This window comes from Microbacterium sp. GCS4, assembly GCF_001262495.1.
GTDB lineage: Bacteria > Actinomycetota > Actinomycetes > Actinomycetales > Microbacteriaceae > Microbacterium.
This window is the reverse complement of record NZ_LGYE01000006.1, coordinates 1-19,736: the sequence shown is the minus strand read 5'-3', so window position 1 is coordinate 19,736 and position 19,736 is coordinate 1. Positions and strand designations below refer to the sequence as shown.

16 protein-coding genes are annotated in these 19,736 nt (G+C 70.1%); 11 read left to right on the top strand and 5 right to left on the bottom strand.

The annotated features are described in order from the left end of the window. Positions 1–33: 33 nt before the first annotated feature. Positions 34–1,443 carry an MFS transporter gene (locus AKH00_RS16585; protein ID WP_050723891.1) on the bottom strand — a complete coding sequence of 470 codons (1,410 nt, stop codon included), beginning with the start codon at positions 1,441–1,443 and terminating at the stop codon, positions 34–36. Positions 1,444–1,491: 48 nt separating this feature from the next. Further along, a complete protein-coding gene (locus AKH00_RS16580; protein WP_050723890.1) occupies positions 1,492–2,400 on the bottom strand; it encodes an Lrp/AsnC family transcriptional regulator in 909 nt (302 codons plus the stop codon). Between the two features lie 220 nt (positions 2,401–2,620). Here AKH00_RS16580 and AKH00_RS16575 point away from each other — a divergent pair, with 220 nt between their 5' ends. From AKH00_RS16575 to speB, 4 genes are read left to right on the top strand one after another with little or no spacing between them, the layout of a single operon-like run. Further along, the gene (locus AKH00_RS16575) at positions 2,621–3,943 is read left to right on the top strand and encodes an MFS transporter (protein ID WP_050723889.1); all 1,323 of its coding nucleotides are present in this window, start codon (positions 2,621–2,623) and stop codon (positions 3,941–3,943) included. A gap of 49 nt (positions 3,944–3,992) precedes the next feature. After that, positions 3,993–5,660 carry an amidohydrolase gene (locus AKH00_RS16570; RefSeq protein ID WP_050723888.1) on the top strand — a complete coding sequence of 556 codons (1,668 nt, stop codon included), beginning with the start codon at positions 3,993–3,995 and terminating at the stop codon, positions 5,658–5,660. A 1-nt stretch (position 5,661) separates the two neighbouring features. Further along, positions 5,662–7,281, top strand: a complete 1,620-nt coding sequence (locus AKH00_RS16565) for a thiamine pyrophosphate-binding protein (RefSeq protein WP_050723887.1) — start codon at positions 5,662–5,664, stop codon at positions 7,279–7,281. A gap of 36 nt (positions 7,282–7,317) precedes the next feature. Beyond that, positions 7,318–8,268: an agmatinase gene (speB, locus tag AKH00_RS16560; RefSeq protein WP_050723886.1), complete on the top strand. Its 951-nt coding sequence runs from the start codon at positions 7,318–7,320 to the stop codon at positions 8,266–8,268. Positions 8,269–8,323: 55 nt separating this feature from the next. Here the strand turns inward: speB and AKH00_RS16555 are convergent, their stop codons facing one another. Further along, complete coding sequence (locus AKH00_RS16555; protein WP_050723885.1) at positions 8,324–9,193, bottom strand: serine protein kinase RIO; 870 nt, start codon at positions 9,191–9,193, stop codon at positions 8,324–8,326. A gap of 357 nt (positions 9,194–9,550) precedes the next feature. Between AKH00_RS16555 and AKH00_RS16550 the strand changes: the two genes are divergently transcribed. Beyond that, positions 9,551–11,368, top strand: a complete 1,818-nt coding sequence (locus AKH00_RS16550) for a S8 family serine peptidase (RefSeq protein ID WP_050723884.1) — start codon at positions 9,551–9,553, stop codon at positions 11,366–11,368. Positions 11,369–11,508: 140 nt separating this feature from the next. Next, positions 11,509–12,708: an MFS transporter gene (locus tag AKH00_RS16545; RefSeq protein ID WP_050723883.1), complete on the top strand. Its 1,200-nt coding sequence runs from the start codon at positions 11,509–11,511 to the stop codon at positions 12,706–12,708. Between the two features lie 3 nt (positions 12,709–12,711). On the opposite strand, the gene AKH00_RS16540 is transcribed toward AKH00_RS16545, so the two are convergent. Next, a complete protein-coding gene (locus AKH00_RS16540; RefSeq protein WP_050723882.1) occupies positions 12,712–13,623 on the bottom strand; it encodes a helix-turn-helix transcriptional regulator in 912 nt (303 codons plus the stop codon). Positions 13,624–13,715: 92 nt separating this feature from the next. Between AKH00_RS16540 and AKH00_RS16535 the strand changes: the two genes are divergently transcribed. Beyond that, positions 13,716–14,177, top strand: a complete 462-nt coding sequence (locus AKH00_RS16535) for a DUF3817 domain-containing protein (RefSeq protein WP_050723881.1) — start codon at positions 13,716–13,718, stop codon at positions 14,175–14,177. 21 nt (positions 14,178–14,198) lie between these two features. Here the strand turns inward: AKH00_RS16535 and AKH00_RS16530 are convergent, their stop codons facing one another. After that, a complete protein-coding gene (locus AKH00_RS16530) occupies positions 14,199–15,128 on the bottom strand; it encodes an NAD(P)/FAD-dependent oxidoreductase (protein WP_050723880.1) in 930 nt (309 codons plus the stop codon). A 205-nt stretch (positions 15,129–15,333) separates the two neighbouring features. On the opposite strand from AKH00_RS16530, the gene dnaK reads away from it, so the two are divergent. Genes dnaK through AKH00_RS16510 form a run of 4 tightly spaced genes read left to right on the top strand, consistent with a single transcriptional unit; the run spans position 15,334 to position 19,317 of the window. Continuing rightward, positions 15,334–17,199: a molecular chaperone DnaK gene (gene dnaK / locus AKH00_RS16525; RefSeq protein ID WP_050723879.1), complete on the top strand. Its 1,866-nt coding sequence runs from the start codon at positions 15,334–15,336 to the stop codon at positions 17,197–17,199. 2 nt (positions 17,200–17,201) lie between these two features. After that, positions 17,202–17,858, top strand: coding sequence for a nucleotide exchange factor GrpE (locus AKH00_RS16520; protein WP_050723878.1), 657 nt, complete (start codon positions 17,202–17,204; stop codon positions 17,856–17,858). Positions 17,859–17,865: 7 nt separating this feature from the next. After that, complete coding sequence (locus tag AKH00_RS16515) at positions 17,866–18,852, top strand: DnaJ C-terminal domain-containing protein (protein WP_050723877.1); 987 nt, start codon at positions 17,866–17,868, stop codon at positions 18,850–18,852. Positions 18,853–18,885: 33 nt separating this feature from the next. Further along, the gene (locus AKH00_RS16510; RefSeq protein ID WP_050723876.1) at positions 18,886–19,317 is read left to right on the top strand and encodes a heat shock protein transcriptional repressor HspR; all 432 of its coding nucleotides are present in this window, start codon (positions 18,886–18,888) and stop codon (positions 19,315–19,317) included. Positions 19,318–19,736: the final 419 nt, after the last annotated feature.

Here is a 19,736-nt window from a genome sequence, read left to right as displayed (position 1 = left end):
AGGCTACTCCCGTCCGCGGCGGGGCGGCGCGCCTCAGCGTGCAGTCGCCTTGACGGGCAGCAGCAGGAGGAACCCGGCGACGAGCACGATCACGATGCCGACGATGCCGAACGCGGTCGCCCCGGTCAGCACGATCAGCAGCGTCCACGCGCCCGACGACATCCAGCTCGCCGCCCGCCCCGTCGTGGCGTACAGGCCGAAGATCTCACCCTCGCGGCCCGCCGGGGTCACCCGGGCGAGGAACGACCGTGCAGCCGCCTGCGCCGGACCGACGAACGCGCAGAGGATCAGGCCGCCGATCCAGAACACCACCGTCCCGGCATCCACGAGGAAGAACACCGCCAGCCCGGCGATCACCATCGACGCGAGCGAGACGAGGATGATGCGCTTGGGGCCGTACCTGTCGTCGAACCGCCCCGCGATGATGGTCGAGACGCCCGCGATGAGGTTCGCGGCGATGCCGAAGATCACGAGCTCCAGGAACTCGAACCCGAACACCTGCCCGGCGATGATCGCACCGAACGCGAAGACGCCGCCCAGCCCGTCGCGGAACACCGCGCTCGACAGCAGGAACCAGAACGTGTTGCGCGTCTCGGGGTCGCGGTACAGCCCGATGACGTCCTTCACGAGCAGCGCGTACGAGGCGAAGAAGCCGACCTTGCGTTCGGGGCGGCCCATCGACGGCTCGGGGACGTTGAGGAAGATCGGGATCGAGAAGACGATCGCCCAGATCGCGCAGCCCACCGCGATGATCCGGAACGGCAGCCCGCCGTCGTCCGGCAGACCGAACCAGTCGAGCATGTAGAACACGACCACGAGCACGAGGGCGAGGATGCCGCCGATGTAGCCGAAACCCCAGCCGAGCCCCGAGATGCGACCCACGGTCTTCGGGGTGGCGATGCCGATCAGCATGGCGTTCGAGTTCACCGCCGCGATCTCGCCGAACACCGATCCCGCCGAGATCAGGGCGACACCGAGCCAGAACAGGGCCGGCGTCGGCTCCACGAACCACAGGCCGAACATGCACGCGATCAGTGCGCCTGTGCCGATCCCGAGCCAGAGCTTCTGACGCCCCGCGGCATCCGCTCGCTGACCCAGCACCGGGGCGATGAGCAGGATGGCGATGCCGGCGATGGTCGATCCGAGCCCGAGCCCCGACGCGAGATCGGCTTCGGCGGCCTTGCGGATCGGGTCGTCCTCACCGAGCGCCGCGATGTCGGCAGGCAGGAACGCCTCGGTCGTCAGGTACAGCGCCGTGAAGATGAACGTGAGGATCACGGTGTTGAAAGGCTGCGTGGCCCAATCCCAGAGCGCCCACGAGAAGACCTGCTTCTTGGGCGCCGGCTCATCGCCGCGCAGATCGAGGCCGATGACGCCGACAGCGCCGCTGTTCGCCGTCGCGGCGGGCTCGGGTGCCTCGCCGCTCTGGGAGGAATCGTTCATGCTCGCAGTCTGGCGGCGCGCGGTGAACGGACGGTGACGGCGCGCCGGTCAGCGCACGCGGGCGGTGAGCGCTGGTGCGTGCAACGTCCGGGCATAGTCCTCCTTGAGGACCGCGAGGTGCAGCCAGGCCTCGATGCGCGTGACGCCCGCGAGGGACCGCAACCGCTCCAGGCTCGCATACAGGGCCCCGGCCGAGGGCTCGACGAGGGTCGCGACCGCGTCGAAGCGTCCGAGGGTGCGGGCGGCGAAGTCGATGCCGCGTCCGGTGCGGAGCTCCTCGATCACCGCCTCGTCGTCGTGGTTGAGGTTGAGCCCCACGCCCATCGACAGCTGCCGATGCGCGAGGCCGCGCGCCTCGACCGCGCTGATCTTGATGACGCCGCCGTCGATTAGGCGCTGCACGCGGGTCGCGACGGCCGAGGGCGACAGACGCACGGCGTCGCCCAGCGCGCGGAAGCTCATCCTCCCGTCCGACTGCAGGTGTTCGATGAGGTCCTCGTCGATCGTGTCGAGCGTGACATCGCCGTGGTACTCCGAGACGAAGAACCCCTTCACGACGGTCGAGTAGATGATCGTGTTGATGTCGAGCACGCCGTCGATCGCGCGGATCTGCGCGAGCAGGTCGTGCAGATCCGCCATGCTGCCCAGACGCACCTCGGTCACGAGGTCGTGCGCACCCCCGACGGCCGACACCAGCACGGTCTCGCTCATGTCGCGCAGGTGCCCTGCGACGATCTCGACCGCGCCGTCGGTGCGGATCGAGACGTGCGCGAGCACGTGCTGTCCGAGGAACACGGGGTCCACGGCAGCCACGACCCGCACCGTGCGGTCGTCGAGCATGGCGCGGAGGCGCGCGGCGACGGCGGCGCGCGACTGGCCGAGTCGAAGGGCGAGGGAGCGGATGCTGGCGCGGCCGTCCTCCTGCAGCGCCCGGATCAGTTCTGCGTCGAAATCCATCGTCGGCTCACATTCCCCAGTTTCCCGCGAACGCGCGGACACGCGACCACAAGTGCAGTCTAGGAGCCGAATCGGCGTGCGAGAAGCCGCAAGGTGTGCACTCCCGCGATCATAACTCCAGTGAATCGCGTATCACGCTGGAGTTATGACCTTGTCGTGACGTCCCCGTGTCCGTAGCATCCTTCGCTATCCGAACATCTTCCGCAAAGGAGCGGGCTCCATGGCCTCCACCCACAGCAAAGCGCGTCGCGCAGGCATCGCCGCCTTCGTCGGCACCACGATCGAGTGGTACGACTTCTACGTCTACGCGACCGCCGCAGCGCTCGTCTTCGGCCCGCTGTTCTTCCCGAGCGGCGACCGCCTCGCCGAGACGGCCGCCGCGTTCGCGACCTTCGCCGTCGCGTTCCTCGTCCGACCGCTCGGCGGCATCGTCTTCGGGCACATCGGCGACAAGCTCGGCCGCCGCGTCTCGCTCGTGATCACACTGCTCCTCATGGGCGTCGCGACCGTGCTGGTCGGCTGCCTCCCGACCTACGAGAACATCGGCATCCTGGCCCCGATCCTCCTGATCCTGCTCCGCGCGATCCAGGGTCTCGCGGTCGGCGGCGAGTGGGGCGGTGCGGTGCTCATGAGCGTCGAGCACGCCCCCGAGAAGTCCAAGACCTTCTATGGCGGCTTCACGCAGCTCGGCAACCCCGCCGGAGCTCTGCTCGCCTCGGGGATCTTCGCGATCATGTCGCGCGGCGGTGACACGTTCATCATCGACGGCGGCTGGCGCATCCCGTTCCTCCTCTCGATCGTGCTGGTGGGCGTCGGACTCTGGGTGCGGTACCGCGTCGAGGAGTCCCCGGTCTTCGAGCAGAAGATCGAGGGCCGCAAGCAGTCCATGCCGCTCGCCTTCGCGCTCCGCGCCAACTGGAAGCCGATCCTCCTCGGCATCGGCATCCTCCCGATCTCGACCGGCGGCTACTACCTCGCGACGACCTTCGCGACCGCGTACGCCACGGGCGAGCCCATCGCGATCAGCGAGCAGGTCATCCTCGACGCCATGACGATCGCCTCGTTCGTCGAGTTCGTCGTGACCCTGCCGGTCGCGTGGCTGGGCGACAAGTGGGGTCGCAAGAACGTCATGTACATCGGCCTCATCACCTCGGTGCTCACGTTCGCGCCGTTCCTGCTGATCATGCCCGGACGCGTCGAGCCGCTGATCTTCCTGCTCGCCTCGCTCGTGCGCATCGCGATGAGCGCGACCTACGCCCCGATCGCCGCGATCCTGGCGCAGATGTTCCGCCCGCAGGCGCGCTACACGTCGATCGCGCTGTCGTACGGCGTGGGAGCCGCCGTGTGGGCCGGGTTCTCGCCGTGGTTCGCGACGCAGCTGATCGCGTGGACGGGCAGCGTGTGGTCTGTCATCGCGATGTTCATCGGCATGGCGATCATCGCCGGCGTCTGCACGCGGCTCGCACCGCAGCATTCCGACGAGGCGCCGGTCACGGCATCCTTCACCGCGCGCACCGACACGACGGCGAACCGGCTCCCCTGACCGCAGCCGCGCCCGCCCTTCCCCGCCCGCCCCGACAGCGAACAGGCCCATGAGAAAGCTCACCCCCTTCGACCGCTCCGCCCAGACGACGCCGCGACTGCTCACGGCTCGCGCGATCCACACCGTGGATGCCGAGGACACGACCGCCACCGCGCTGCTCACCGACCGCGGCCGGATCGCCGCGATCGGCACGCTCGCGGAATGCGAGCGGGAGGCGGAGCGACGGGGACTCGACCCCGAGCGCGTCGACCTGGGCGACGCCGTCGTGGTCCCCGGCTTCGTCGACGCCCATGCGCACCCGCTCATGTTCGGTCAGATGATGACCTGGGTGGACTGCGGGCCCGAGAAGGCCGGCAGCATCCCCGAGATCGTCGCGCTGCTGCGGGCGGCGGCGGCCGAGGCGCCGGAGGGACGGCCGGTGCGCGGCTACGGCTACGAGCAGCGCAACCTCGCCGAGAAGCGGCATCCCACCCGCTTCGAGCTCGACGAGGTGGCGACCGACCGCGACGTGTACCTCATGAACGCCTCGGGGCACGGCGGGGTCGTGAACTCCCGCACGCTCGAGGCGGCCGGGGTCGACCGCGACACCCCCGACCCCGACGGCGGCGAGTTCTTCCGCGATGCCGACGGCGAGCTGACCGGGGAGCTGTCGGATGCCGCGTGCAACATCCTCACGGGAGTGCACGGCGTGAAGATCGCGCACCACGGACCGAACTTCCACCTCGCCGACGAGCCCGAGGAGCACCTGCGACAGCTGGATGCCGCGACGCAGCGCTTCCTCGCCGGCGGTGTCACCTCGATCGGCGACTGCCAGGTCACCCGCCGCGAGTTCGACATGTACCTGCGCCTCGCCGAGGCCGGGCGTCTCGAGCTGCGCGTGTCGATGTACCTGCTGTCCCACCTGCTCGACGAGGCGCTCGAGATGGGCATGGTCGGCCAGTTCGGCAACGCCCACCTGAGCTTCGCCGGCATCAAGTTCTACGCCGACGGGACGCTCGGCGGCTGGACGGCGTACTTCCCCGACGGCTACGTGGGCGACCCCTGCCGCACGGGCCAGCTCTACCACGAGCCCGCCGACTACGCGGCGCTCATCGCGAAGGCGCACGCCGCGGGACTGCAGACGGCGACGCACGCGCAGTCGCCCACCGCGATCGAGATGGTCGTCTCGGCGATCGAGGCGGCGCTCGCCGAGAACCCCGATGCCGACGCGCGCCATCGCATCGAGCACTGCGGCCTGCCGACCCCCGAGCAGATCGCCCGCATGGCGGCGGCCGGCATCCGTCCGGTGAACCAGACGCAGCACTACTTCAACTGGGGCGAGGGCGTCGAGGAGGCGATCGGCACCCCCGGCGAGCGCTTCAACCCGCTCGGCGAGTTCGAGCGGGCGGGGGTGCCCATGACGATCTCCTCGGATGCTCCGGTGGCGGAGCCGATCCCGCTCGAGGCGATCCAGACGGCGGTGACGCGGGTCACACGTCGTGGTCACTCGCTGGGCCCGGCCGACCTGCGCATCAGCGCCGCCGCGGCGCTCCGCGCCCACACCTACGAGGGCGCGGTGTCGATCGGCCGCGAAGACGACCTGGGCTCGCTCGAGGTCGGCAAGTACGCCGACTTCGCCGTGCTCTCCGACGACCCGCTCGCGGTCGCGTCGGAGGACATCTCGGCGATCACGGTGCGCGAGACCTGGGTCGACGGAGAGCGGCGATACCGTGCCTGACGTGACACCCGAACCCGAGACCGCGCCCGACTACTCCGACACGGCCGGTCGCGCCGTGCTCGAGACGATCCGCGCCTATGGGGTCGACGCCGTGTTCGGCATCCCCGGCACCCACAACCTCGAGCTGTACCGTCCGCTCGCCGACCTCGGCATCCGCGCCGTGACGAACCGACATGAGCAGGGGGCGGGCTACGGCGCCGACGGCTGGGCGCAGCAGACCGGTCTGCCCGGCGTGGTCATCACGACCTCGGGGCCGGGGCTGCAGAACGCGATGAGCGCGATCGGCACGGCGTTCTGCGAGTCGCGCCCGCTGATCGTGCTGTCGCCCGGCGTCGCGCTCGGAGCCGAGTTCGCCGATGTGGGCACGCTGCACGAGACCAAGGACGCGACCGCCATGGTCGGCGCGATCGCCGAGTGGTCGCGGCGCGTGACGACGGCGGCCGAGGCGGTGGAGGCCGTGCACGACGCGTTCGCGCTGTTCCGCACCGGCCGTCCGCGTCCCGTGCACATCGAGATCCCGCTCGACGTGCTTGAAGCCCCGGCCGAGGTCCCCGCCGAGGCTCGTCGGCCGCGACCGGTGTCGGCGCGCGTCTCCGGCGACCCGGAGGCGCTCGCCGCGGCGGCCCGACGGCTGTCGGATGCGGAGCGTCCCGTGATCGTCGCGGGCGGCGGATCGACGGATGCCGTGCACGAGCTCACCGCGATCGCGGAGCGCCTCGGCGCGGCCGTGCTGACGACCCTCAACGGCAAGGGCGTGGTCGACGAACAGCATCCGCTCTCACTGGGATCGAACCTGCGCCTCGCGGCGGCCCGCACGGTCGCGGAGGACGCCGACGTGCTGCTCGTCGTCGGCTCGAAGCTCGGCGAGGCCGAGTTGTGGGTCCCACGGCTCGAGGCTCGCGGCGCGGTCGTGCGCGTCGACATCTCGCCGGCCCAGCTCGACAAGAACCTCGCGGCGACCGTCGGGCTCGCGGGCGACGCGGCCGCCGTCACGGGCGCACTGCTCGAGCTCCTCCCGGCCGAGCAGCGCCCGCCCCGTGACCTGACCACCGAGCGTGCCGCCATCGCGCGCGAGATGCACGAGCTGCTGCCCGAGACCGTCGCGCTCGCCGAGATCATCGCCGAGGCCCTGCCCGACGACGCGATCGTCGCCGGTGACTCCTCGCAGATCGTGTACATGGCGCTCGGCAGCGTGCTCGCGTCCGAGCATCCGCACTCGCTGCTCTACACGCCCACCTACGCGACGCTCGGCTACGGCCTGCCCGCGGCCATCGGCGCTCGCGTCGCGCAGACGGAGCGTCCCGTGGTGACGGTGATCGGCGACGGGGCGCTCATGTTCTGCGTGAACGAGATCGTGACCGCGGTCGAGCAGCGCCTCGACGTCACGATCGTGTGCGTCGACAACGGCGGCTACGCCGAGATCCGCCAGAACGAGGTCGACCGCGGAATGGCTCCGATCGGCGTCGACCTCGTGCAGCCGGACTGGGCGGCGCTCGCCACCGCCTTCGGCGCGCACGGACGTCGCGTCGACGCGCGCGCCGACATCATCCCCGCCATTCGCGAGGCGATCGCCGACGGGGGAGTGCAGCTCGTGCACCTCCCGCAGAGCGCGCTCGTCTGATCCCCACACGCTTCCGAGAGAGAACAGGAACGACCGATGACCGAGAACGTGGGCCCCATCGACGCCTCGAAGAACCCCCGCTACTCGGGGATCGCGACCTTCGCACGCCTGCCGCGCATCGAGGACGTCGAACGCGCGGACATCGCCGTGGTCGGCATCCCCTTCGACTCGGGGGTCAGCTACCGCCCGGGCACGCGGTTCGGGCCCTCGCACGTGCGAGAGTCCTCGCGCCTGCTGCGGCCGTACAACCCCGCGCAGGACGTGTCGCCGTTCCAGGTCGCCCAGGTGGTGGATGCCGGTGACATCCCGGTCAACCCCTTCGACCTCACCGAGGCCGTGGCCGAGGTCGAGACCGCGGCCCGTGCGCTCGGCGAGCAGGTGCAGCGCATCGTCACGATCGGCGGCGACCACACGGTCGCGCTGCCGCTGCTGCGAGCGGTCGCCGCGAAGCACGGACCCGTCGCGGTGCTGCACTTCGACGCCCACCTCGACACTTGGGACACGTACTTCGGAGCGCCCATCACGCACGGCACGCCGTTCCGTCGGGCGAGCGAGGAGGGGCTGATCGACCTCACCGCGAGCTGCCACGTCGGCACGCGCGGACCCCTGTACTCGAAGCAGGACCTCGAGGACGACGCCCGCCTCGGCTTCTCGATCGTCTCGAGCGAGTACATCGAGGAGCACGGCGTCGAGGCCGGTATCGAACGCATCCTGCAGCGGATCGGCGACAAGCCGCTGTACGTGTCGATCGACATCGACGTGCTCGACCCCGCGCACGCCCCCGGCACCGGGACGCCCGAGGCGGGCGGCCTCACGAGCCGCGAGCTGCTGCGCATCCTGCGGGCGCTCGGCGATCGCGACATCGTGGGCGCCGACGTGGTCGAGGTCTCGCCCGCGTACGACCACGCCCAGATCACCGGCATCGCCGCGAGCCACGTCGTGTACGAGCTCGTGACGCTGCTCGCTGCGCGCCTCGCCCGGGACTGACCCGTCCCGCAACCGGAGCCGGACCCGGAGCCTGACCGGCAGCCGGTGAGCGGCGCTATCCGAACGACGCCGCGACGAGGTCGGCGAACAGCTCCTCGGCATCGCAGTCGACGCGGCGCCGGGCGAACCAGTCGCACACGTTGACGCAGTCCCGGTGCAGCAGGTCGAGGCCCTGCGGGTTCGCGATCACGTCGACGATCTGCGGCAGGTCGATCACTCTCACGCGGCCGTCGTGCACGAGGAGGTTGTACGCCGAGAGGTCGCCGTGCGCGAATCCCGCGGCGGCAAACACCCGCATGAGGTCGACGACCTGCGCGAAGTGCCCGGCGAGCTCGACGCGGTCGGCCCGGATCTGGGCGAGGCGCGGAGCGGCGGTGCCGTCGGCGTCGCCGAGGAACTCCATCAGCACCTCGGTGCCGCTCACCTGCACCGGGTAGGGCACAGGGGCGCCCAGCTCGTGCATCCGGCTCAGCGCCGTGAACTCGGCGAACGACCACTGCGCGGCGGCGACCTCGCGACCGTGGGCGGACTTCTTCGCCAGAGCGCGGGTGTCACGGGTGTTCCGCGTGGCGCGGCCCTCGGTGTAGACCGCCGAGCGGTGGAAGCCGCTGCGGTCGCTGTCGCGGTACCGCTTCGCGGCGAGCAGCGTGCGCTGCTGAGGATCGCCGGGAACGGCCCGTTCGATCAGGAAGACGTCGGCCTCCTTGCCGGTCTTGAGGATGCCGAGCTCGGTGTCGAGGGCGCCGGCGCTCGTCACGACCCAGTCGGGCCGCGGCTCGGGTCCGCGTTCCGAGGGGGTGACGGACGGCCAGGTCGTCCAGCGCTGGTTCGCGCCGGGTTCGACGTCGGCGAACACGGGTACGGCCTCGAAGGGCGAGGCGTCGAAGAGGGACGATGCTTCGGAAGAAGCGGAGTGATCAGACACGGTGTGGCTCCGGGGAGAAGGAGGCCACGCGCGGGTCAGGAGCGGGTGGCCTCGGGAAGGATGTCGGCGAGGGGCGCGACGAAGACGGCGTTCATGTCATCGGCTCCTCTCGTGCGGCCTTCCGGGCGCTGCCCGGTGCGTGGTCGAGCCTAGGGTGCGGCGAGGGTGCTGTCCAGAGCCGTCGGCCTGCCGTCGCTCGACGGCTATCAGCCAGCATTCCGGAATGCGATTTCTGGATCGGATGCAGAAACCCGACGGCCCTCGCTACCTTTCAGTCACACGAGGAGGGACGCTCACAAGGTGCCCTTCGCAGATGAGAGGAGCACCATGTCCATTCGACGTTCACGAGGCGCGAAGATGCCTCGAGGGGTAGCCGTCTCGGCGGCCCTCGTCACCCTCGGCGGCCTGCTGTTCGCGCCATCGATCGCGAACGCCACCACGAGCCCGGTCGGCACTCCGGCGAGCGCTCCGGCCGTCGTCGGCGCGCAGACCGGCACCGGGGTCGACGGCGAGTACGTCGTCGTGCTGAAGCCAGAAGCTGCGGCCGCCGCCAACGAGGGCGTCGCGGACTCCATCAGCGACGCCGCCGGCGGCGAGGTGACCGAGGTCTTCGACACCGCCATCGACGGCTACTCCGCCACCCTCACCGCCGCGGAGGCGAGCGCCGTGGCCGCGGACCCGCGGGTCCAGTCGGTCGAGCCGGTGCAGACGATGGTGGCCCTCGCCGAGCAGGTCTCTCCGCCGAACTGGGGCGACGACCGCATCGACCAGCGCGCATTCCCGCTCGACGGACGATTCGTCTACCCCGACTCCGCGGGAGCAGGCGTGCACGTGTACGTCATCGACTCCGGCATCCGCGGCACCCACTCCGAGTTCGCGGGGCGCCTCGGCAACGGCTTCGACGCCACCGGCGCGGGCCAGCCCTACCAGGACTGCAACGGCCACGGCACGCACGTCGCGGGCACCGCGGCCGGAACGACCTACGGTGTCGCGAAGAAGGCGACCGTCCACTCGGTGCGCATCCTCGGATGCAACGGGAAGGGCCCGTCCGACGCATCGCTCGCCGCGATCGAGTGGATCATGGAGAACGCGCAGCGACCGGCCGTCGTGAACTACAGCATCGGGTGCCTGACCGCGTGCTCGTATCCCGCGCTCGATGAGGCGGTGAAGAACCTCATCGCCTCGGGCATCTCCTGGGTGCAGGCGGCGGGCAACTCCAACGACAACGCGTGCCTGTACAGCCCGCAGCGCGTCCCCGAGGCCGTCACCGTCGGCAATTCGACCCGGCAGGACGTCAAGAACTCGACCAGCAGCTACGGATCGTGCCTCGACCTCTGGGCCCCGGGCACGGACATCATCTCCTCGTTCCACACGAGCGACACGGCGACGAAGTCCCTGAGCGGTACGTCCATGGCTTCCCCGCACGTCGCTGGATCCGCCGCCCTGATGCTCGGCGAGACGCCGTCCGTGACGCCTGCCCAGATCACGCAGGCGCTCGTCGGCAACGCCACGACCGGGGTCCTCAGCGGCCTCGACGGGGCTTCGCCGAGCCGTCTGCTGTACACCGGGTTCCTGAACCCGACCACGACGACGCCGACCGCTGTCGACCTCGCCGCTATCCCCGACCAGACCTCGACCGTCGGCACGGCGGTCGACCTCGCGGTCACCGCGACCGGAGGCACGGCGCCGTACACGTACTCGGCCTCGGGTCTTCCCGCGGGTCTGTCTATCTCCGCGACGACCGGACGCATCACGGGAACGCCCACGACGGCCGCGACGTCGTCCGTCACGGTCACGGTGCGTGACGCCGCCAGCCCTGCGACGCAGGACTCGGTCACGTTCTCGTGGAAGGTGAACGCCTCGACCACGCCGCCGAGCACCTGCACCGGAACCTCCGTGAGCTCGGGCACGCTCGCGTCCGGCGCACAGGCGATCTCCGCGACGTTCAGCCGCACCGCGGCCGGCACGATCGAGGTCTGCCTCGACGGTCCGACCGGCGCGGACTTCGACGCGTACCTGCAGAAGCGCTCCTCGTCGGGGACGTGGACGACGGTCGCCCGCGGCATCACCACCGCTCCGGACGAGAAGTTCTCGTACAGCGCGACCGCCGGGACGTACCGCGTCGTCGTGGTGTCCGACTCCGGCTCGGGCGCGTACACCGCGACCGTGAAGTAGTCGGCGCGACCGCACCGCAGATCAGGGGCGGATGCCGGGGATCGGTCCCCGGCATCCGCCCTCGGCGTGTCCGGACGATCGGTCGGATGCGGCGGACGGCCCGTCGGGCGTGGGCCGTCGGGTGGTGGAAACCTGTAAGCATGACCACGACCGCCCCCGTTCCCGTGACGACCACGCGCCCCCCGAGCGTCCGCTACGGCGGACTCATCGTGCTGATGCTGATGGGCTTCCTGCTCGTCACGGCCGAGTTCCTCCCCAACGGCGTGCTCACCGAGATGGCCGACGCCCTCGGGGTGACCCCCGGGCAGGCCGGGCAGACGGTCACGGTCACGGCGCTCGTCGGACTCGTCGTCGCCCCCACGGTCGGACTCGTCTTCCCGCGCCTCGACCGACGGTCGCTGCTCGTGTGGATGGCGCTCGCCGCCGCCGCGTCGAACCTCATCGTCGCGATCGCGCCGAACCTGGTGATCGTGCTCCTCGCGCGGTTCCTGCTGGGCGCGGCGATCAGCGCGTTCTGGGCCATGTCCATCACGGTCGCCGTGCGCCTCGCCGGGCCCGAGCACCTGGGCCGCGGGGTCATGTTCACCTCGGCGGGCGTGTCGCTCGCCACCGTCGCCGGAGTCCCGCTCGGCGTGCTGCTGAGCGAGTTCGTGAACTGGCAGGCGGTGTTCGCGATCGCCGGCGTGCTGATGGTGCTGCTGGCCGTCGCGCTGCGTTTCGTGCTGCCTCCGGTGCCGGCTGAGCAGGCGTCCAGCCTCCGCCTCCTGGTCGACACGCTGCGTCGCCCCGGCATAGGACTCGGGATGCTCGGCCACGTGCTCGTGGTGCTCGGGCACTTCCTCGCCTACACGTACGTGCGGCTCGCGCTCGAGAGCATCCCGGGTGTGGATGCGTCGACCATCGTGGTCCTGCTGGCGCTGTTCGGCGTCGGCGGACTTGCGGGCAACCTGTCGATCGGCCTGATCATCGACCGGCGGTTCGCGTTCTTCTCGGTGTTCGCGCCGCTCGTGATCGCGGTGGCGGTGCTGTCGATGATCCTGTTCGCGGGCACGGTGATCGGCGTCGGCGCGATCGTGCTGGTGTGGGGATTCTTCTTCTCGTCGTGGCTGCTCGTCGCCAACACCTGGGTCGGGCACCGGATGCCCGATCGGCTGGAGGCCGGGGGCAGCCTCGTGGTCGTCGGGTTCCAGGGCGCGATCACGCTCGCAGCAGGAGTCGGCGGCCTGCTGGTCGACACGCTGAGCATCCAGCTCGTCTACGTGATCGGCGCGGTCGTGCTGCTGCTCGGCGCCGTGCTCTTCGGGGCCTCGAACCGGGTGAGTTCCCGGGCGCGGGGGTAGAGGTCAGGCCGGGACGATCGCGTGCGACGCGCGCCATGACGACGGGGTCATGCCCGTGCGGCGGCGGAACGCGCGGCTGAAGCCCTCGTCCGAGGAGTAGCCCAGGGTGCGGGAGGTCTCCGAGACGGAACGGCCCGCCTCCAGCATCCGCTTCGCCTCATCGATCCGCACCTCGGTGACGTAGTCGGCGGGGGAGCGGCCGATCGCGATGCGGAACCGCTCCGCGAACACCGACCGCGACATCGCGCCGACGCTCGCGAGGCTCTCGACCGTCCATTCCTCGCCCGGACGCTCGTGGATCGCCTCGACGACGCGATCGAGGAAGGGGTCGGATGCCGCGGGCCAGCCCGCCGGAGCGCATCCGTTCGCCGCCCAGGCGCGGATGACCGACAGCAGCACGGTCTTCGCCATCATGCGGCAGATGAGGGGGTCGCCCTGACGTGCGGGCGAGCCCGGAGGGTCGGTCGGACCCATGCTCGCGGCGAGAGCGGCCGCTGCGGGTTCGAGAGCGTCGAACGAGGTGACGGTCACCGGGTCCGGTAGCGCGCCGGCGAGCAGGCGGGCGCTCTCGGAGAACTCGAGGTCGAACACCACCAGTTCCGCGAGGCCGTGGGCCTCGAGCGCGAAGGAGGTGTTGCCCAGGGTGAGGAAGGCGTCGCCCGCCGACAGAGGCTCGTTGCGCGGATGCTCCTCCACGGCGATCGAGCTCGAGGCCCGGTCGACGTCCAGCCGGCATCCGGCGTTCAGCGGGGGATGGCCGTGCACGGCGCCGGAGGCGACGTACACGAGCGTCGCGCGTCCGGTCGGAAGCGCCAGCAGCCCGCCGGGCGCGAGCGGTGCGCGACGTGCGATGCCGACCGTCAGGTCGACGGAGTCGAGCACGCGTGCGAGCGCGGAGGAGTCGGCGATCACCATGCCTCAGGCAACGCCTGCACCCGCGGCGATATTCCGGCCGGGAGCTCATAGGAACGCCGGTTACGCTGACACGAAACCATCCGAGGAGTCCCGTGTTCCGTGCACCCGGCCGTCTTTTCCGTGTCCTGGCGATCGCGGAGGCGATCACCTGGACGATCCTCATCTCGGCGATTGTCGCGCGCGCCCTCGGTGCGCCGGGCGTCGTCGTGACGATCGGCGGCGGCATCCACGGCTTCGTGTTCCTCGCCTATGCGGCCACGGCTCTGCTCGTCGCCCTCAACCAGCGCTGGCACGTCGGCGTCGCGGTCGTCGCCGTGGCGAGCGCTGTGATCCCGTACGCCACGATCCCGACCGAGATCTGGCTGCAGCGCACCGGACGCCTGACCGGCGACTGGCGGCTTGAGCAGGGAGAGGACCCGCGCGATGCGCGCTGGTACGACCGGCTCATGCGCTGGTTCCTGCGTCGGCCGTGGGTGCTCGCCATCCTGCTGGTGGTCGGCATCGTCGCGCTGTACGTGATCCTGCTGCTCGTGGGCCCTCCTGGCGGCAAGTGACCAGGACGCCGTGCCACGCGCTCAGTGCGCGAAGGCGACGCCCACCGAGTCCCGCACGATGCTCCTGGCGGCCTGGGCTCCTGCTCCGGCTGCCACGATGAGCTGCTGCGGTCCCGGCACCGTCGCGTCGCCGGCGGCGTAGAGCCCTGCGATGTCGGTCCGCCCGCCGTGGTCGACGCGGATGAGCCCGTGGCCGTCGACCGACGGCGCCGTCCCGTGCAGGAACGACAGGTCGCTCGACCACTCCGGCCGCACGAAGCCGCCCTCGATCGAGACGGCCTCCCCGTCGTCGAGCCGCACGGCCTCGATGATCCCTCGGTCTCCGACGAGCTCGGCGATGCGGGCTCGTCGCACCGTCACGCCCGCGGCGGTCAGCTCTGCCTCCTCGGCCGCGGTCACGGCATCCGATCCGTTCGTGAAGACCGTGAGGGCCGCGGTCCAGCGGGCGATCAGACGCGCGCGAGCGGCGAGATCCGACGTCTCGCCGATCAGCGCCAGGCGACGGCCCTGCAGCTCCCACGCGTCGCACGCCGTGCAGCTGAACAGGCTCATGCCGTAGAAGCCGCGGAGGTTGGGCACGTCGGGGAGCGTCTCCCGCAGACCCGTCGCGAGCAGCACGGCGCGGGTCGCGACGGTCTCGTCGGGTGCGCGTCGGCCGATTCCCGCATCGAATCCGGCATCCGACATCCGCAGCGAGTGCACGCGCACGCGGGAGCGCACTTCGACCCCGGGGTAGGCCTCGAGTTCGGCGCGGGCGAGGCGGCGCAGCTCGTGGGGCGGCACGCCGTCACGCGTGAGGAAGCCGTGCGAGTTCAGGGTCGCGGCGTTGCGGGGGCGGTCCGCGTCGACCAGCAGCACGCGCATGAGCGCTCGGCCGAGATTGAGCGCGGCCGAGAGGCCTGCCGGCCCGCCCCCCACGATCAGGGCGTCGTAGGGCGTCGAGTCGTCCACTGTGCACCTCCGCCCTCCATCCTGCCATCGTCTGCTTAGGGTGGCCTTACTCGGCGGCTTCGGATCAAAACTTGAGCGAACTCATATCAAGTTTGTTTGACAGCGTCCGAAGGCCGGAGTACAGTTGAGCCATCGCGACTCAGGTTTCCCTGATCGCCCCGGATTTTCCGACCACATCAACTCACGCGACACAAAGGAGAACAACATGGCACGTGCTGTGGGTATCGACCTCGGAACGACGAACTCCGTCGTCAGCGTCCTCGAGGGCGGCGAGCCGAAGGTCATCGCCAACGCCGAGGGCTTCCGCACCACCCCCTCGGTGGTCGCCTTCACGAAGGACGGCGAGGTGCTCGTCGGCGAGACCGCCAAGCGCCAGGCCGTCACGAACGTCGACCGCACCATCGCCTCCGTCAAGCGCCACGTCGGCACCGACTGGTCCTTCGACGTCGACGGCAAGAAGTGGACGCCGCAGGAGATCTCCGCGCGCATCCTCCAGAAGCTCAAGCGCGACGCCGAGTCGTACCTGGGCGACACGGTGACGGATGCCGTCATCACCGTCCCCGCGTACTTCAACGACGCCGAGCGTCAGGCCACCAAGGAGGCCGGCGAGATCTCGGGCCTCAACGTCCTGCGCATCATCAACGAGCCGACCGCGGCCGCCCTGGCCTACGGCCTCGACAAGGGCAAGGAGGACGAGCTCATCCTCGTCTTCGACCTCGGTGGCGGCACGTTCGATGTCTCCCTGCTCGAGGTGGGCAAGGACGACGACTTCTCGACGATCCAGGTCCGCGCGACCGCGGGTGACAACCGCCTCGGCGGAGACGACTGGGACCAGCGCCTCGTCGACTACCTGATCAAGCAGTTCAAGGAGACCACGGGCGTCGACGTCTCGGGCGACAAGATCGCGCTGCAGCGCCTCAAGGAGGCCGCGGAGCAGGCGAAGAAGGAGCTCTCCTCCTCGACCTCGACCAGCATCAACCTGCCGTACCTGTCGCTGACGGAGTCCGGCCCGGTGTCGCTGAGCGAGACCATCACGCGTGCGAAGTTCGAGGACCTCACCAAGGACCTCCTCGACCGCACCAAGAAGCCCTTCGAGGACGTCATCCGCGAGGCGAACATCAAGGTCGCCGACATCGACCACATCGTGCTGGTCGGCGGATCGACCCGTATGCCCGCCGTCGCCGAGCTCGTCAAGCGCGAGACCGGCAAGGAGGCCAACAAGGGCGTCAACCCCGACGAGGTCGTGGCCGTGGGCGCAGCCCTGCAGGCCGGTGTCCTCAAGGGCGAGCGCAAGGACGTCCTGCTGATCGACGTCACCCCCCTGAGCCTCGGCATCGAGACCAAGGGCGGCATGATGACCAAGCTCATCGAGCGCAACACGGCCATCCCGACCAAGCGCAGCGAGACCTTCACCACGGCAGACGACAACCAGCCGTCCGTCGCGATCCAGGTGTTCCAGGGCGAGCGCGACTTCACGCGCGACAACAAGCCGCTCGGCACGTTCGAGCTGACCGGCATCGCGCCGGCGCCCCGCGGCATCCCGCAGATCGAGGTCACGTTCGACATCGACGCGAACGGCATCGTGCACGTGTCCGCCAAGGACAAGGGCACCGGTACCGAGAAGTCGATCGTCATCTCCGGCGGCTCGTCGCTGTCGAAGGAGGACATCGAGCGCATGGTGCGCGAGGCTGAGGAGCACGCCGCCGAGGACAAGCAGCGCCGTGAGGCCGCCGAGGTCCGCAACCAGGCCGAGACGCTCGCGTACTCGATCGACAAGCTGCTGACCGAGAACGACGACAAGCTGCCGGAGGATGTGAAGACCGAGGTCAAGGCCGACGTCGACGCCCTCAAGACGGCGCTCGCGGGCGAGGACGAGGACGCGGTCAAGACCGCGTTCGACAAGCTCAACCAGTCGCAGGGCCGGATCGGCGAGGCGCTGTACGCGTCCTCGCAGGCGGATGCCGCTGCCGGTGCCTCGGCCGAGGGCGACGCCCCGGCCGGTGACGACACCTCCTCCGACGAGGACGTCATCGACGCCGAGGTCGTGGACGACGAGGACGAGAAGAAGTAATCATGACGGACAAGAACTTCGACGAGAACCAGAATCCTGAGTCCGCCGGAGGTCGCAGCGAGGGGTCGGATGCTCAGGCATCCGGCCCCGAGCCGCAGAACCAGGACTCCACCGAGGCGATGGCCGCCGAGGGCTCGGACGAGACCCCGGTCGACGGCGCCCCCGACGACCTCACGGTCGACGACATCCTCGGTGCCACGCAGACCGGTGAAGCCGCGGCGGAGGACGCCGTGCTCGCCGACCTGGAGTCGACGCTCCTGAACGACCTCAAGCGCCTGCAGGCCGAGTACGCGAACTACCGCCGCCGCACCGAGGAGCAGCGTCAGGTCGAGATCGAGCGCGCGAAGGGCGAGGCCGCCAAGGGCCTCATCCCGGTGCTCGACGACCTCGCCCGCGCCGCCCAGCACGGCGATCTGGTCGAGGGCACGCCCTTCGCCGTGATCGCCGACAAGGTGCGCACCGTGGTCGACCGTCTCGGCGTCGTCTCGTACGGGGCGGCCGGCGAGGAGTTCGACCCGCAGCGCCACGAGGCGATCTTCCAGCAGCCCACGCCGGGCGCCACCACGACGACGATCCTCGAGGTGGTCGAGGTGGGCTACCGCCTCGGCGACGTCGAGCTGCGACCCGCCAAGGTCGTGGTCGCCGTCCCTGCCGAGTAGGTGATCGATGGCTAGCCAGGACTGGTTCGACAAGGACTTCTACAAGACCCTCGGGGTCTCGAAGGACGTCAGCGACGCCGATCTCAAGAAGACGTACCGCAAGCTCGCCCGGAAGTACCACCCGGACTCCAACCAGGGGGACGAGAAGGCGGAGGCGAAGTTCAAGGAGATCAGCGAGGCCTACTCGGTGCTCTCCGACGCCGAGCAGCGCAAAGAGTACGACGAGATCCGTGCGATGGGCTCGGGCGCGCGCTTCACAGCGGGCGGTCAGGGCGGCGGCGGCTTCGAAGACGTCTTCAGCCGGTTCGGCCAGCAGGGCCGCGGGCAGTCTGCCGACTTCGAGGACATCTTCGCGATGTTCAACCAGGGGCAGGGCGGCGGCTCGTTCGGCTCCGGGCGATTCGGCCAGACGTCCGGCGGATTCCGCGGTTTCGGTGGCCCGCAGCGCGGTGCCGACGTCACAGCTCGCACCACGCTGGACTTCGCGACGGCCGTGCAGGGCGAGACGATCAGCCTGCAGGGCGAGGACGGCAAGCCGTTCAAGGTGAAGATCCCCGCCGGGGTCGCCGACGGGCAGAAGATCCGCCTGCGCGGTCGCGGCCGGCCCTCGCCGGACGGCGGGGAGAGCGGCGACATCGTGGTGCAGATCACGGTGCGACCGCATCCGGTCTTCACGCGCGACGGCCTCAACCTCCGTGTCGTGGTGCCGGTGACCTTCACGGAGGCCGCGCTCGGCGCGACCATCGAGGTTCCCACCCTCGGGGGCGATACGGTCAAGCTCCGCGTCGCACCGGGGACACCGTCGGGGCGGGTGCTCCGCGTCAAGGGACGCGGGGTCACGACCAGCAAGGGCACGGGCGACCTGCTCGCCGAGCTGCAGATCGCGGTGCCCTCGCACCTCGATGAGGCGGCGAAGGAGGCGCTGGAGAAGTTCCAGGCGCTCGAGCCCGCCGAGAACCCGCGCGCCGACCTGATGGCGAAGGCGCGCCGATGACGACAGCGAACGCCGGAAGAGAGGTGCCCCTTCATGGCTGACATGCAGATGGATGCCGACACTCCGGTGTTCGCGATCGCCATGGCGGCCGAGCTCGCGGGCATGCACCCGCAGACGCTGCGACAGTACGACCGGATCGGGCTCGTGGTCCCCGGCCGCACCAGCGGAGGGTCTCGCCGCTATTCGACCCGCAACATCGAGCAGCTCCGCGAGGTCGCGCAGCTCTCCTCGGAAGGAATGAGCCTTCCCGCGATCGCCCGTCTCCTCGACCTCGAGGACGAGAACCGGATGCTGCGCCGACGCGTGGCCGATCTGGATGCCGCGCTCCGTGCCGAGCGCGAGAACCGACCGGGCGTCCGGGTGTTCGCGGCCGGTTCGGCTGGTGTCGTGCCGATGCCGAGCGGGCGCCGACTGCGCCGGTCGACAGAGGTGGTGCTGTGGCACCCGGGGAGCGGCCGCGGGTAAGACGTGTCACCCGGTTCGCGGGCGACACGCCCGGCGGATCGCAGCGATTTGCCCGAGTCCCCGGATCCACGTAAGTTATTACCTGTTCGCCCCACAGGGAAGCGGAGAGGCCGAGAGCCTTACCCCCCTCAAGCGGAGAACCACTCCCTCAGATCAGCTCCTCGGAGCAGATCGCGGACACACTTCTGTCCGACGTGGGAGCTTCCCGAACGGGACGGCGGTCGATTTGACAGCCTGACCGGAACGGATAAGCTAGTGAAGTTGCCTCGGCGCGGTAAGCGCCCGGCCACGGATCTGGGCCTGAACCTCACGGCGTGTCGATTTGACAGCCGGAACGGCGCAGGTAAGATTGAGAAGTTGCCCTTCGGGCCTGACTGTGATGGTTGGGTCGGGGGAGCGTCCGATCCTTGAGAACTCAA